This is a genomic window from Sphingomonas sp., assembly GCF_036388435.1.
Taxonomy (GTDB): domain Bacteria; phylum Pseudomonadota; class Alphaproteobacteria; order Sphingomonadales; family Sphingomonadaceae; genus Sphingomonas.
This window is the reverse complement of the sequence record NZ_DASVRV010000009.1, coordinates 101487-115690: the sequence shown is the minus strand read 5'-3', so window position 1 is coordinate 115690 and position 14204 is coordinate 101487. Positions and strand designations below refer to the sequence as shown.

At 66.5% G+C, this 14204-nt stretch carries 18 protein-coding genes; 7 read left to right on the top strand and 11 right to left on the bottom strand.

Features of this window, described 5'->3' with window-relative positions; all coding sequences use genetic code 11:
- The first annotated feature begins 267 nt into the window (after positions 1–267).
- The 5 genes from VF592_RS02630 to VF592_RS02610 all read left to right on the top strand — a co-directional run bounded on the left by VF592_RS02630 (position 268) and on the right by VF592_RS02610 (position 3378).
- Positions 268–603, top strand: coding sequence for a hypothetical protein (locus tag VF592_RS02630; RefSeq protein WP_331004042.1), 336 nt, complete (start codon positions 268–270; stop codon positions 601–603).
- Positions 600–1748, top strand: coding sequence for a DGQHR domain-containing protein (locus tag VF592_RS02625; protein ID WP_331004041.1), 1149 nt, complete (start codon positions 600–602; stop codon positions 1746–1748). Before VF592_RS02630 ends, VF592_RS02625 begins: the two co-directional genes overlap by 4 nt.
- A gap of 79 nt (positions 1749–1827) precedes the next feature.
- Positions 1828–2475: an MT-A70 family methyltransferase gene (locus tag VF592_RS02620; RefSeq protein ID WP_331004040.1), complete on the top strand. Its 648-nt coding sequence runs from the start codon at positions 1828–1830 to the stop codon at positions 2473–2475.
- A gap of 202 nt (positions 2476–2677) precedes the next feature.
- On the top strand, positions 2678–3124 hold the full coding sequence (locus tag VF592_RS02615) for a hypothetical protein (protein ID WP_331004039.1): 447 nt from the start codon (positions 2678–2680) through the stop codon (positions 3122–3124).
- A 95-nt stretch (positions 3125–3219) separates the two neighbouring features.
- Complete coding sequence (locus VF592_RS02610) at positions 3220–3378, top strand: hypothetical protein (RefSeq protein WP_331004038.1); 159 nt, start codon at positions 3220–3222, stop codon at positions 3376–3378.
- A gap of 600 nt (positions 3379–3978) precedes the next feature.
- Here the strand turns inward: VF592_RS02610 and VF592_RS02605 are convergent.
- From VF592_RS02605 to VF592_RS02595, 3 genes are all read right to left on the bottom strand, one after another.
- Positions 3979–4326, bottom strand: a complete 348-nt coding sequence (locus tag VF592_RS02605; RefSeq protein WP_331004037.1) for an HNH endonuclease — start codon at positions 4324–4326, stop codon at positions 3979–3981.
- A gap of 3 nt (positions 4327–4329) precedes the next feature.
- On the bottom strand, positions 4330–5286 hold the full coding sequence (locus VF592_RS02600) for an isopenicillin N synthase family dioxygenase (RefSeq protein WP_331004036.1): 957 nt from the start codon (positions 5284–5286) through the stop codon (positions 4330–4332).
- 69 nt (positions 5287–5355) lie between these two features.
- Entirely contained in the window at positions 5356–5853 is a 498-nt protein-coding gene (locus tag VF592_RS02595) for a hypothetical protein (RefSeq protein ID WP_331004035.1), read from the bottom strand.
- A gap of 103 nt (positions 5854–5956) precedes the next feature.
- Here VF592_RS02595 and VF592_RS02590 point away from each other — a divergent pair, with 103 nt between their 5' ends.
- Both VF592_RS02590 and VF592_RS02585 read left to right on the top strand, forming a co-directional pair.
- A complete protein-coding gene (locus VF592_RS02590) occupies positions 5957–7174 on the top strand; it encodes a multidrug effflux MFS transporter (RefSeq protein ID WP_331004034.1) in 1218 nt (405 codons plus the stop codon).
- Between the two features lie 67 nt (positions 7175–7241).
- Entirely contained in the window at positions 7242–7583 is a 342-nt protein-coding gene (locus VF592_RS02585; RefSeq protein ID WP_331004049.1) for a DNA primase, read from the top strand.
- Between the two features lie 228 nt (positions 7584–7811).
- Here the strand turns inward: VF592_RS02585 and VF592_RS02580 are convergent, their stop codons facing one another.
- From VF592_RS02580 to VF592_RS02545, 8 genes are all read right to left on the bottom strand, one after another.
- Complete coding sequence (locus VF592_RS02580) at positions 7812–8165, bottom strand: iron-sulfur cluster assembly accessory protein (RefSeq protein WP_331004033.1); 354 nt, start codon at positions 8163–8165, stop codon at positions 7812–7814.
- Positions 8165–8629, bottom strand: coding sequence for an SUF system Fe-S cluster assembly protein (locus VF592_RS02575; protein ID WP_331004032.1), 465 nt, complete (start codon positions 8627–8629; stop codon positions 8165–8167). The genes VF592_RS02580 and VF592_RS02575 overlap by 1 nt, the downstream gene beginning before the upstream one ends.
- 10 nt (positions 8630–8639) lie before the next feature.
- Positions 8640–9857, bottom strand: a complete 1218-nt coding sequence (locus VF592_RS02570; RefSeq protein ID WP_331004031.1) for a cysteine desulfurase — start codon at positions 9855–9857, stop codon at positions 8640–8642.
- On the bottom strand, positions 9854–10927 hold the full coding sequence (locus tag VF592_RS02565; protein WP_331004030.1) for a SufD family Fe-S cluster assembly protein: 1074 nt from the start codon (positions 10925–10927) through the stop codon (positions 9854–9856). Before VF592_RS02565 ends, VF592_RS02570 begins: the two co-directional genes overlap by 4 nt.
- A 268-nt stretch (positions 10928–11195) precedes the next feature.
- On the bottom strand, positions 11196–11939 hold the full coding sequence (gene sufC, locus VF592_RS02560) for a Fe-S cluster assembly ATPase SufC (RefSeq protein WP_331004029.1): 744 nt from the start codon (positions 11937–11939) through the stop codon (positions 11196–11198).
- On the bottom strand, positions 11926–12153 hold the full coding sequence (locus VF592_RS02555; RefSeq protein WP_331004028.1) for a hypothetical protein: 228 nt from the start codon (positions 12151–12153) through the stop codon (positions 11926–11928). Before VF592_RS02555 ends, sufC begins: the two co-directional genes overlap by 14 nt.
- The gene (gene sufB, locus VF592_RS02550) at positions 12150–13646 is read right to left on the bottom strand and encodes a Fe-S cluster assembly protein SufB (RefSeq protein ID WP_331004048.1); all 1497 of its coding nucleotides are present in this window, start codon (positions 13644–13646) and stop codon (positions 12150–12152) included. The genes VF592_RS02555 and sufB overlap by 4 nt, the downstream gene beginning before the upstream one ends.
- Positions 13646–14083, bottom strand: coding sequence for an Rrf2 family transcriptional regulator (locus tag VF592_RS02545; protein WP_331004047.1), 438 nt, complete (start codon positions 14081–14083; stop codon positions 13646–13648). Before VF592_RS02545 ends, sufB begins: the two co-directional genes overlap by 1 nt.
- Positions 14084–14204 lie beyond the last annotated feature (121 nt).

The following is a 14204-nucleotide window of genomic DNA, read 5'->3' as shown; positions in this document are numbered from 1 at the left end:
TTGGGCAGATGCGGCTCGATCGCCGCCCAGGCCTCGTCCGACAACCAGAACAGCGCCATGCTCACCTCCGTCGCCCCCGCGTCCGTGGTGAATCAGAAAACCGCGCCCGCCTCAACCCGCTGATTGGGTTTTGACCCTAGTGCCGCAGCCGACACTTTGATTGTCGCTCTCGTTAGCTTAGCGCCCGTGCTGTTCGGCCGCATGGTCCTAGTTTTTGGGCCAACACAGTCTAAGGAGGAGTACTGGGCCTTTCTGACTAATGGACAAATGGCCTTTTATTCGATGGGTTCTCTGGCTGCCCTCCTTCTTATATGCCTACGTGGTAAACTTACAGAAACGGCAAACTTGGTCTTTGGCGTACTTTCAGTGATGACGCTGTTCTTCCTTATGGTTTTGGTTGGGGTAGATCCCACACTCAAAGCGCAGTCGTTTAACTTCGTTGGACGTGCTGTACTAATCATCTATGTTGGCGCTCTTCTATGCCGAATGATTGCCGAAGCAATGAAGAATGTCGGCCACGCTCAAGCGCTTAATGCCGGCGCAAAAGCCCCCAAGAAGCTTACCGAGGAGCTCTCTAAGCGCAAAGCAGGAGGACAGGGGTGACTCTAACCGCAAAGTTCAGCGTCATTCGAGTCCGTCAGCCCATAGGCGACCTCTATCTTGGTAGCATCGACAGCAAAACGCTTTGGCAGCTTGCTGAATACGATATGAGAGAAATTCGCCGTGGCGAAGACGGCATATACTTGGCTACAGGCGTTCAAAGGCGATTAGATGAAAAGAGAGTGGATGAGATTGCGACGTATGTTAGAACAGTAGACGCCACTTTTCCTACAGCGGTTGTTCTTGCAATTTCAACTGACTGTATCGACATCACGGAGCGATCTGACGGCTGCATGGAGATGGAGCTTCGGAGCGAGGAAGTAGTCGAGGAAGGCGGCCTATTCTCATATGAGAGGGTTGCGCGCGTAATAGATGGGCAGCATCGCATCGAAGGATTGCGACGGTCGGGCATAGCTGACTTTGACGTTAATGTTGCAATCTTGGTAGATGCCGATATTGAAGATCAGGCTCGTGTTTTTGCTATCGTGAATCTAGCTCAAACTAAAGTAAGCAAGAGTTTAGTTTACGATCTTTTTAGTTATAGTACAACCGACTCTCCTGAAAAGATTGCCCATGCTGTATGTATCGCTCTAGATCAGGCTCCGGGAAGTCCGTTAGAGCGCCGTATTAAGCGCTTAGGAACAGCAACGCCAGGTCGGTCGAATCCCGAGCCGCTCTCCCAAGCAACAGTAGTGGAGGGCATTTTATCTCATATGGTGTCCAACAAGCAGCAGCTTATCAAAGATAGAGACTGGGCAAGGCGAGGGCGAGGCTTTGATCCTATTTCCGACGAAGAGGCTCGACGACTTGTCTTGCGCAGGTTCTTTCTTGAGTCGCGTCAAACCGATCTCTCGGAGCTACTGTGGAATTACTTCGAGGCAGTTGCACAACGCTGGCCGCAGGCTTGGACTCCCACCGGTACTGGCCGCATGCTGCCACGAACAAACGGCTTCCGTGCTTTGATTAAGTTTTTCAGAGTCGCTTACAATTTCTTGGCCGTTCCAGGGTCCGTGGTAACTACCCAGCAGTTTGCGTCGGTGTTCAATCGTGTCAATTTGGTTGATGGCGATTTCAACACCGACAACTACCCACCTGGAACATCTGGGGAGACGCGACTCTATAACGATCTGGTTAGAGCAATGGATTAGGAACTCCGTTCAACTTGTTCTTCGCACGGCTCGACTCGCGAGGGATCCACATTACGGATCCGATCTGATTCAGATCCTTATGCTCACGATCAACCCATTTGGCAGCGTTGACCTGCTTAGAACCGCGACAGGCTCTCGCTTCCACACGATCCTCGCCGATCCGCCGTGGCAGTTCCAGAACCGCACGGGCAAGATTGCGCCCGAGCATAAGCGGCTGAACCGCTACGGCACCATGACGCTCGACGACATTCGCGCGCTGCCGGTGGCCGACGTCGCCGCGGACCCGGCGCACCTGTATCTCTGGGTGCCCAACGCGCTGCTGCCCGAGGGGCTGTCCGTCATGGAGGCGTGGGGGTTCCGCTACATCTCCAACATCATCTGGCACAAGGTGCGCAAGGACGGCGGATCGGACGGGCGCGGCGTCGGCTTCTACTTCCGCAACGTCACCGAAATTCTTCTTTTCGGCGTACGTGGCAAGAACGCCCGCACCCTCCCGCCCGGCCGCAGTCAGGTCAACATGCTCCAGACCCGCAAGCGCGAGCACAGCCGCAAGCCCGACGAGCAATATGACGTGATCGAGTCCTGCTCCTGGGGTCCGCGCCTGGAGCTGTTCAGCCGAGGGGTGCGCCCCGGCTGGACCGTATGGGGCGACCAAGCCGATGACGGGTACAAGCCTGATTGGGCCACCTACGCCCATAACAGCGGGATGCAGGAAGCGGCGGAATAAGAGGCTTACAATGTGCTGAGGCTCACTCGTCGGCGTTAGGTGCGGTTTTAGCTTACGCGATCTGCTCCGGCGTTGGCTCGCCGTCATCTACGTACAGGGCCGGGGTGATCGCGAAGGTCGGAACTTGGACGAGGTGGAGTGTGGACACGCACGGCTTTCGCGATGAAGATCAGCCCGACGCAAGTCGGCCTGAGTACACGCCATGACCCCCGAAGACGTCCACGCCGCCCTTGCCCGCCCCGACGCGCCCCCGCCCGCCGACCTACAGCCCGCGGAGGCCATCGCCACCTCCATCTCCGCCAGTTATTTCCACCTGCGTCGCGGCATGGCGCTGATCGCCTTCGCGCTGCCCGTCGCCCTGTGGCTCGGCGGCGGGCCGGGGCGGTTGCAGGGGTCGACCAGCGCCTATTACCACCATGCGGACGGCCGGATGCGCGACGTGCTGGTGGGGGCGCTCTGGGCGCTCGGCGCGTTCCTGTATTTCTACGAGGGCTATTCCCGGCGGGAGGACCTGGCGCTGGGTGGCGTGGGGCTCGCCGCCGTGCTGGTCGCGGTCGCGCCGATGGGCTGGCCGACGGGCGCCCCCGCTACCCTGACCGGCCGCCTCCACGCCGCCGCCGCGATCGGGTTCTTCCTCCTCATCGCCTAGATGCGCGTGTTCCGATCGGGCGACACGCTCCGCCTCCTGCGCGACGAGAGCCAGGCGGCGGCCTTTCGCGCGACCTATCGCCTGCTGGGCAGCTGATGGTCCTGCTTCCGCTCACCCTCTGGGCCGTCCATGCGCTGTCGCCGCGGCGGGAGGACTCGCCCGTCCTGTTCCTGGTCGAGGCGGCGGGCGTATACGTGTTCGCCGCCTTTTGGTGGGTCAGGAGCCGCGAGATCGCCGCGCTGGAGCGGCGGTGACGGGCACGGCTTCGTCCGTCTTCCGGGCGACCCGCGGCCAGCCCGGGGGCAGCGACCAGCCGGCCCCGTCGGGCAGGCCGATGCGCAGGCCTTGCGGGAAGATCATTCCCAGATCGGCGGGTATCATCCCCGCCCAGTCCCGGGCGCGCACGCTCGGCCATATCAGCCCGATCGCGACGCCCAGCGCCAACGCGCGCAGGCGGCCGCCCGACCGGCAACGCCGCCGCCGACTCGGGCGACCGCGACCGGTGAGGCGAGTGGAATCAACGACATAGGACACGCCCTCGCCCCTGTGCCGCGACAGCCTAACGAAATGTTGAGAATCCCGACGTTCGGCTCGCGCCGTGCGACGAAGCGAGTCGGGCGTGAGTCGGGCCGCCGCTGCCCGTCTCCCGGACGGCCGAGCTTGCGATGTCGGAAACCGCCTGCCAGCCTCGTCGATGTTCTTTGACATCATCGGCCGGACGACCAGTCGCCGTCACGCTTGCACGATACCCGGCGCAATCGGTTGAGATTCATGTCGCGACCAGCGTTACGCGCATCGCCGCCCGGCGTTCTTGGCGTGACCTTTGGTGACCTTCCGCCCGTCGGGCATCGTCCTCACGCCTCCCCCGCCCGCGCCCGCCTGGTCGGCGCGTGGAAGTCGGGGGGCTTGTCGGCGATCCAGCGCAGGAAGCGGGCCATGTCCGCCCGGCTGCGAAGCATTTCGACATCGGCGAAGTCGCGCGCCAGCTCGCCGTTCGCGACCAGCGCGTGGATCGTGCGATGGCAGATCGGGTGAACGGGCGCGGTCTCCCGCCCGCCCTCCGATTTGGGGACGAGATGGTGCCATTCGACCTTGGCTCCCAGCGGGCGGCCGCACAGCACGCACCTTTCCGGCTCGGCCGCGCGGGCCGCCAGCGCCTCGGCCTCTTGCAGGCCGAGCTTGCGCCGGACCCGTCCCGCCATGCCTCAGGGCTTGATCAGCCCGATCTCGACCAGCCGCTCGTGGAGATAGTCGTGCGCGGTGATGGGCTGGGCGTAGCGGTTCGGATTGTCGGCGGTGATCGTCCCCGGCAGCGTCTCGATCAGGAAATCGGGCGCGGGGTGGAGGAAGAAGGGCATCGAATAGCGCGAATGGCCGCGCCGCTCGGGGGGCGGGTTGGTGACGCGGTGGGTGGTCGAGGGCAGGACGTGGTTGGTCAGCCGCTGGAGCATGTCGCCGACATTGACCACTATCGCCCCCTCGGGCGGCTTGATCTGCAGCCAGCGCCCGGACTCGCGGTCGAGCAGTTCCAGCCCCGCCTCCTCCGCGCCCAGCAACAGGGTGATGAGGTTGATGTCCTCATGCGCGCCCGCGCGCACCCCCTCGGCATCGGGCGCGATGGGGGGATAATGGAGCAGGCGGAGCACCGAATTGCCGTCCGCGACCGCCGGGTCGAACCAGTCGGGCGCCAGCCCCAGATGCCGCGCGATCCCCGACAACAGCCGATCCCCCGCCCGGTCGAACGCCGCGAACAGCTCGATGAAAGTGTCGCGGAACCCCTCCGGCCGCGCGGGCCAGATATTGGGCGCCATCTGCGCGGCGTAGGGATGCCCGGCGGGCAGCTCGCGCCCGACATGCCAGAATTCCTTCAGGTCGACGACGCTAGCGTCCTTGGCGATCTCGGTCTTGAACGGCGTATAGCCCCGCGCGCCCCCGCCGCCCGCGACGTGATAGCCGCGCTTCTCCGCCTCGGGCAGCGCGAACAGCGCCTGCGTCTCGGCCCAGGCACGCTGGATCAGCGGGTCGGGGATGCCGTGATCGGCGACGATCGCGAAGCCGAAGCGCCGGAACGACTGGCCGAGCGCCGCGGCGAAGCCGTCGGGATCGCCCTCCTGGTCGCGCAGCGAAAGGGTCGGCACCTGGGCGAGCGGCGTATCGAGCATGGGGTTCGCGTCCGGTTGGGGTGGGGAAGCCGCGATATAGGCGTTTCCCCACGCCCCGAACAGACCGGACTAGCCGCCCAGCACGATCACGCCCGTCGAGGCCGCCGCGTCACCGGGCCGCATCTCCAGGCGGAAGGGCTTGCCGTCGTCGGTCGTGCCGCTCAGCCCCTCCCCGCTCGGAGTGACGGTGAAGCCCGCCTCCTTCAGCCGCTCGCCCAGCCAGTCGCGGACGGTGGCGGCCGCGGCGGGGCTGGTGAAGCTGAGGCGCACGCCCTCTTCGCCGCCCCCGGCGCCTTTCTCGTCGCCCCGGATGTCGATGCCGTCGATCGTCGATCCGGGATAGAGCTTCACCCCGTTCAGATCGACATCGTCCGCGTCGAGCTTGAACCGCGGCAGCTTGAGCGAGCCCTGGAAGCCCGGCACGTCGATCTTGACCTCGCCCGTCCTGCCGTCGACCGCGCCCAGCACATTGCCGCCGCCATCGTCGATCGACACGCTCGTCCCCTCCTGCGGCCGGTCGCAGGCGGCGAGGCCGAACAGGGCGAGAAGCAGGACGGGACGGCGCATGGCGGGGCTCCAGCTGTATTGTGTTACCAACACGCTATCGGTTGCCGCCGATGTGCACAAGCGGGATGCCTCCGGTGCCATAAAGGTCTAGGTGCACCGCAGCATGGCCGACCAACCTCCCGCCCAGATCGGCGCCCCGATCGGTTTCGCCGAGTTCGTCGCGCTCGTCGCGGCTTTGCTCGCCTTGGGCGCGCTCGGCATCGACGCGATGCTCCCGGCGCTGCCCGCGATCGGCGCGGAGCTGGGCGTCGCCGACCCGAATGCGCGCCAGTTCGTGATCAGCGCCTTTCTGGGCGGGTTCGGCGTGGCGCATCTGATCCACGGCCCGCTCGCCGACCGGTTCGGGCGCAGGCGGGTGCTGCTCTGGGCGATGGGCGCCTATGCGGCCGCCAACATCGCCGCCGCGTTGGCGGGGAGCTTCGCGCTGCTGATCGCGGCGCGGGTACTGGGCGGGATGGCGATCGCCGCGACACGCGTCGCGACCACCGCGATGGTGCGCGACTGTTATCATGGGCCGGCGATGGCGCGGGTCATGTCCATCGCGTTCCTGGCGTTCATGATCGCGCCGATCGTCGCCCCCGCCATCGGCCAGGCGGTGCTGCTGGTCGCGGACTGGCGCGCGATCTTCTGGGGGATCGCCGGGCTGTCGGCGGTCCTGTTTCTGTGGTTCTGGGCGCGCATGCCCGAGACGTTGCCGGCCGACCGCCGCCGGCCGATCCGGCCCGCGCCGGTGATCGCGGGCTGGCGGCGGACGGCGGGGGATCGGCTGTCGCTGGGCTATACGCTGGCGGCGACCGCGATGACGGGCGCGCTTTACGGCTATCTGAACTCCATCCAGCAGGTGGTGGACGGCTTCGGCCGCGCCGAGCTGCTGGGCGGCGTGTTCGCCGCGACGGCCGCCACGATGGCGGCGGCGAACCTGTTCAACGCGCGGCTGGTGATGCGGCTCGGCACGCGACTGATCGGGCACGGCGCGGTTCTGGGGCTGATCGCGGTCGCGGCGCTGCATCTCGTGCTGGTCGAGCTGGGCCGGGACGGCTTGTGGAGCTTCACGGTGCTGCAGGCGCTGACCATGGCCTGCATGGCGCTGGCGACGTCGAACTTCATGGCCATGGCGATGCAGAATATGGGCGCGATCGCCGGCACCGCGTCCAGCGTACAGGGCTTCGCCAACGTCACCGCCGGCGCGATGACCGGCGCCGTCATCGGCCAGGCGTTCAACGGCACCGCCGCGCCGATGACGATCGGCTTCATGGCGGCGGGCGTCGTCGCGCTGGGGCTGGTCGCCTGGACCGAACGGGGCCGGCTGTTCGGGCGCTGAGCCCGTCCGTGGAACCGCCGCGCCCCGCCCGGGGTTCGTCCGGGCATAAGATTTTATGGAGGCGATGATGGCAGGAACGCGGATGCCCGGCATGGGATCGGGCGACGACACCTTCGACGAGGAAGGCTATGACGAGAGCCAGCGCGCCGAGATCCTGGAGGCGACCGGCGACGGTCCCTCGGACGGCGCGATCCTGACCGACATGGCGCCCGATCTGGGGCTCGACGATCCGGAGAGCGAGCCGATCGACGATCTGGACATGGAGGACGGCGAGGTCGGCACCACCGACGACGATGTCGACATGGACGAGGACGACATGGACGAGGACGACCTCCAGGACGATTTCGACGAGGACAAGATCGACGAGGAGGAGATCGACGACGCCGACGACGCGGCGCTCAGCCCCTAGGCCGGATCGTCATTCATCCGAACGATCGGATGGGTATCATCGTCGGGCAGAATGTTCACGCGGAGGCGCGGAGGCGCGAAGATTCGGGTCGCGCGGCGGCGCTGAGGACGCCGAGACTCGCCGACCGTCGGGTGCACTCAAGCCGCGACCCCGGTCCATCCCTCATCTTCGCGCCTTCGCGCCTTCACGTGAACCTCGTCACGAAGCCACGTCGAATGTCGATCAGTCCTAGACGGTGAAGCTCTCGCCGCAGCCGCAGGCCCCCTTGGCATTGGGGTTCTGAAAGACGAAGCCGGCGGTGAAATCGTCCTCCACCCAGTCCATCGTGCTGCCCACGAGGTATAGGATCGACCCGCCGTCGACGAACAGGGTGCCGCCGGGCGTGTCGATGCGCTCGTCGAAAGGCTTGGCCTCCGTTACATAATCGACCGAATAGGCCAGGCCCGAACAACCGCGGCGCGGCGTCGACAGCTTGACCCCGACCGCCTCGGCTGGCGCGCGCCCCATCAGGTCCGCGATGCGGGCATGGGCCGACGGCGTAAGGTTGAGGGCCGCGGGGCGTTGCCGAAGCGTGGTCGCCATCACAACATTCCCAATTCTAATTTCGCCTCGTCGGACATGAGTTGGGGGTCCCAGGCCGGGTCCCAGACCAGATTGACCTCGGCGGTGGCGATGCCGGGCACCGCCGAGACGCGCAGCTCGACCTCGGCGGGCATCGACTCGGCGACCGGACAATGCGGAGTGGTGAGGGTCATATTGACCGCCGCATGGCCGCCCTCGGTCACCTCGACGCCGTAGATCAGCCCCAGATCGTAGATGTTGACGGGGATTTCGGGGTCGAAGATCTCTTTCAGCGCCTCGACCACCGCCTCGTAGAGCGCGCCGCCGGGCTCGCCGACCGGCTCCTCGCGCGGGCGTTGCGCGAGAAAGCCGTCGAGATAGTCGCGCTTGCGCTCGAAGGTCGCGCGCGCGTCCTCCTGCTCGACCCGCGCCTTGGGCGGGGTTTCCACGCTGTCGACTTCTTCCACGACGAACCGGTCGCTCATCCGAATATCCCTACCCAAAGATCCTGGTCACCCGTTCGACGCCGCGCACCAGCGCCGCGATGTCGCCGGGGCCGTTGTACACGCCGAAGCTCGCACGCGCCGTGGCGTCGATCCCCAGCGCCTCCATCAGCGGCTGGGCGCAGTGATGCCCCGCGCGGATCGCGACCCGGCCCTCGTCCAATATGGTGCCGATGTCATGGGGGTGCACCCCCTGGATCGTGAAGCTGACGATCCCCGCCGAATCCGCCGGGCCGAGCAGGCGGACGCTGTTGAACTGCGACAGCGCCTCGCGCGCGTCCGCGACCAGCGCGGCTTCGTGCGCGTGGATGCGGTCCAGGCCGATGCCCTCGACATAGTCGATCGCGGCGGCCAGCCCCAGCGCGCCGACGATATGCGGCGTCCCCGCCTCGAACCGGCCCGGCGGGGGGGCATAGGTGGTGCGCTGGAAGCTGACCCGGTCGATCATCGCGCCGCCGCCCTGATAGGGGGGCATGGCGTCGAGCAGTTCGGGCCGGGCCCAGAGCGCGCCGATGCCGGTCGGGCCGTAGAGCTTGTGGCCCGAAAAGACGTAGAAGTCACAGCCCAGCGCGGCGACGTCGACGGCCATGCGCGGCACCGCCTGGCAGCCGTCGAGCAGGATCTTCGCGCCGACGGAGTGCGCAATGTCGCTTGCCCGCCTGCCGTCGAGAACCGAGCCGAGCACGTTCGAGACGTGGTTGAGCGCGACCATCTTGTGGGCCGGGGTGATCATCCGCTCCATCGCGTCGAGATCGATGCGGCCGTCCGGGGTGAGCGGGACGACGTCGATCGCGGCGCCGACACGTTCGGCGGCCATCTGCCAGGGGACGATGTTGGAATGATGTTCGAGCAGCGACAGCAGGATGCGGTCGCCCGCCTTGAGCTGCGTGCCCGCCCAGCAGGTCGCGACCAGGTTGATCGCCTCGGTCGCGCCGCGCACCCAGATGATCTCGTCGGAAGAACCCGCGCCGATGAACCCGGCCACCCGGCCACGGGCGGCCTCATAGGCGAGCGTCATGTCGGCGGAGCGCGCATACACGCCGCGGTGCACCGTCGCATAGGTCGTGTCATAGGCGCGGGCGATCGCGTCGATGACGACCCGCGGCTTCTGCGCGGTGGCGGCGGTGTCGAGATAGGCCCAGCCATCGGGGATGGCGGGGAAGTCGGCGACCGTATCGAGCGGGCGTTCCAGGGTGAGGAGATCGGTCACAATGCCCGCTCCAGCCAGGCGCCCGCATCGGCCAGGAAGGCCTCACGCACCTGTTCGTCGCCGATCCGGTCGAGCGCGTCGGCGACGAAGGCGTGAGTGAGCAGGCCCTTGGCGCGCGGGCGGGGGATGCCGCGCGACTCCATGTAGAAGAGCGCGCGGGCGTCGAGTTCGCCCACCGTCGCGCCGTGGGCGCATTTCACGTCGTCGGCGAAGATTTCCAGCTCGGGCTTGAGGTTCACGGCGGCGGTGCGGTCGAGGAGGAGACCGCGCAAGGATTGCTCGCCATCGGTCTTCTGCGCGTGGCGGGCGACCTCGACGCGGGCGGCGAGGCTGGCCTGGCTCCGGTCGGCGGCGACCGCGCGCCAGACCTGGCGGCTCTGGCCGTTGGGCTCGGCATGGCGGACGGCGACCGCGCATTCCTGGCGCTGCTCGGCGCGGGTCAGGAGGACGCCGCCATATTCGGCATAGCCCGCATCGCCCGCCAGCACGATCTGGCCGTCGATGCGGCTGCCCGCGGCCCCCGCGCCCAGGAAGATCGACACCAGGCTCGCGCCTACGCCCAGCTCGGCCTCGTCGCGGGTGGAAGTGAAGCCCTCGGACTGGAGCAGGCGGACGCCGCGCTGGAGCCGCGCGGCCTTGCCCAGCTTCAGCCGCGTGAAGCGGTTGGTCCAGCCGGCGCCGACGAAAGTCTCGACGACGGTCGCCGCGGCGTCGTCGGCGAGGACGATCTCGGCGGCGGCATGGTTCTCGCCGCCGGTGGAGAGGTGGACCACCTGGACGGGATCGGCGACCGCGTGCGGAGCGAGGCGGAGCGCCCAGGCGCTATCGGTCGCCCGCCCGCCGAGCGCATGGGTGGTCGCCGCGACGCGCGCGGGCTCGGCGCGCAGGAGCGTCGAGGACGCGTGGAGCGCGCCGTCGACGAACAGCAGGCGATCGCCGGGCAGGTCGAGGAAATGGTCATGGACGGGATCGCCGCCCACGCGCGCGGAGCCCGCCGCGCCGGCGATGGCGGCGGTGTCGGCCCAGCGCCACGCCTCCTCGCGGTTGGAAGGGAGGGTGAGGAGCGTCACCGGGCCGCTCCCACGTTCGGGGCTTGATTATTCCGCGACAAGAAGGCTGGTTCGCGCGGAGGCGCGGAGACGCGGAGATGGTGCCCTACCGCGTCAGCGGCCTTAGAACGCACCGGGCGGATCGTGAGCCGAAGAGATGAGAACAAGGACGGGAGCGCCGAACGCAACTCCGCGCCTTCGCGCCTCCGCGTGAACATCAGCTTCTTCTCGCGCGTGGAGGCGCAAAGAACAGGTCCCGACATGCTTGCGCCTTCGGCGCGGAGCTCAATCACGCCGCCACCGCGCCGTAACCCTGGGCTTCCAGCTCGTGCGCCAGTTCCTTGCCCCCGGTGCGGGTGATCCGCCCGTCGGCGAGGACATGGACGAAGTCGGGCTCCACATAGTCGAGCAGCCGCTGATAATGGGTGATAAGGATCACCGCCTTGGTCGGTTCGCGCATGATGCGGTTGATGCCGTCGCCGACGATGCGCAGCGCGTCGATGTCGAGGCCGGAATCGGTCTCGTCGAGGATGGCGAGGCGGGGCTGGATGATCCCCATCTGCACCATCTCGTTGCGCTTCTTCTCGCCGCCGGAGAAGCCGACGTTTACGGGGCGCTTGAGCATCTCTGCGTCCATGTCGAGCTTGGCCGCCTCGGCGCGGGCGAGCTTGAGGAACTCGCCCCCGGACAGCGGCTTCTCGTCGCGGTTCGCGCGCTGGGCGTTCAAGGACTCGCGCAGGAACTGGACGTTGGAGACGCCGGGGATCTCGACCGGGTATTGGAAGCCGAGGAACAGGCCGGCGGCGGCGCGCTCGTGCGGGGCGAGGTCGAGCAGGTCGACCTCACCGAACGTCACCGATCCGGCGGTGACCTCGTAGCCGGGACGGCCGCCGAGCACATAGCCGAGCGTCGACTTGCCCGCGCCGTTGGGTCCCATGATCGCATGGACCTCGCCCGCGTTGACGGTGAGGGTCAGGCCCTTGAGGATTTCGGTGCCATCGATCTCGGCGTGAAGGTTTTCAATCTTGAGCATCAATCTTCCTTGAGCGCCGCAGTCGAAACGCGAGCACCATGATTATGATCGGGAGCAGAATGTCGGCCAACCCGCGCAGGTAGGTTTGCAGCGGCGCACCAGTGATCTTCGCATCGAGTGGTAGGCTGATCGGCACGAGGAATAGCGCAGCCAAGGCCCACAAGCCGGACGCCGCAAATACGATAAACGCTAATATGGACCGGGCACGGCTCACCCCACGCTCCCCTCAAGCGAGATCCCCAGCAGCTTCTGCGCCTCGACCGCGAACTCCATTGGCAGCTGTTGCAGCACCTCGCGCGCGAAGCCGTTGACGATCAGCGCGACCGCCGCCTCCGGGTCCAGCCCGCGCGACATGGCGTAGAACATCTGGTCGTCGCTGATCTTGGACGTCGTCGCCTCGTGTTCGATCTGCGCGGACGGGTTGCGGACCTCGATATAGGGGATGGTGTGCGCGCCGCACTGGTCGCCCAGGAGCAGGCTGTCGCACTGGGTGAAGTTGCGGACGCCCTCCGCGCCCGGCGCGACCCGCACCAGCCCGCGATAGGTGTTGTCGGAGCGGCCGGCGCTGATGCCCTTGGACACGATGGTCGAGCGGGTGTTCTTGCCCAGATGGATCATTTTGGTGCCGGTGTCGGCCTGCTGGCGGTTGTTCGTCACCGCGACCGAGTAGAACTCGCCCACGCTGCCCTCGCCCGCGAGGACGCAGCTGGGGTATTTCCAGGTGACGGCCGACCCGGTCTCGACCTGGGTCCAGCTGACCTTGCTGTTCTTCCCCTGGCAAAGCGCGCGCTTGGTGACGAAATTGTAGATGCCGCCCACGCCGTTCTCGTCGCCGGGATACCAGTTCTGGACGGTCGAATATTTGATCTCGGCATCGTCGAGGATGACGAGCTCGACGACGGCCGCATGGAGCTGGTTCTCGTCGCGCATCGGGGCGGTGCAGCCCTCCAGATACGAGACGTAGCTGCCCTTGTCGGCGATGATGAGCGTGCGTTCGAACTGGCCGGTATTCTCCGCGTTGATGCGGAAATAGGTGGATAGCTCCATCGGGCAGCGGACGCCCTCGGGAATGTAGACGAAGGTGCCGTCGGAAAAGACCGCCGAGTTGAGCGTCGCGAAATAATTGTCACGCTGGGGCACGACGCGGCCGAGCCATTTGCGGACCAGGTCGGGATATTCGCGGATCGCCTCGGAAATCGAGCGGAAGATGACGCCGGCGGCCTCCAGCTCCTTGCGGAAGGTGGTCGCGACCGAGACGCTGTCGAACACCGCGTCGACGGCCACGCGGCGCTTGGGCTCCGCGCCCTCCTCCTCGACGACGCCCCCCTCAACAACACCAGCCAGCATCTTCTGCTCCTGGATCGGGATGCCGAGCTTCTCGTAAACGCGCAGGATCTCGGGATCGACCTCGTCCAGGCTGCCCAGCTTGGGCTTCGCCTTGGGCTCGGCGTAATAATAGGCATTCTGATAGTCGATCGGCGGGACGTTGAGCTTCGACCAGTCGGGATGCTCCATCGTCTTCCACAGCGCGAACGCCTTGAGGCGCCAGTCGAGCATCCATTGCGGCTCGTTCTTCTTGGCGGAGATGTAGCGGACGGTGTCCTCGCTCAGCCCCTTGGGCGCGAAGTCCTGTTCGATATCGGAGGAGAAGCCCCATTCATACGTCTTGGCGACGGCGGCATAGGCTTCGGCGTTCTTGGTGGCCATCATGCGTCTACTTTCACGCGCACCGGATCGGGTGCGGGCTGGGAGAGGTGGATCAGGCTGACGCCGTCCAGGGCCGCGCGGACCGCCTGGTTGACGACGCCCCAATGCGGCTTGACGAGGCAATGACCGTCGAGCGCGCAATGGTCGCGATCGTCGTCGACGCAAGTGGTGAGCGCGATCGGGCCCTCCACCGCCTCGACGATGTCGGCCAGGCTGATCGCCGCCGCCGGCCGCGCGAGGCGAAAGCCGCCGCCGGACCCGCGCGCGCTGATGAGCAGCCCGGCGCTCGCGAGCCGGCCGACGAGCTTCTGCGCGGTGGGGAGGGGCACGCCCGTCCGTGCCGACAACAGGGTCGCGTTGAGCGGCGCCGCGCCGCAGCTGCGGGCGGCGGCGGACATCAACACGATCGCGTAATCGGCAAGGCTCGACAGGCGCAAGGAACGGCTTCTCAAATCGGAGTATATCGGTCCGATTGCAGATGGTCGTGCACGGCTGGCGCGTCAACCGCCGACGCCTTGCTGCGAGTCGTTAGCAGCGCGACGAAAAAGCGGCCCGGCC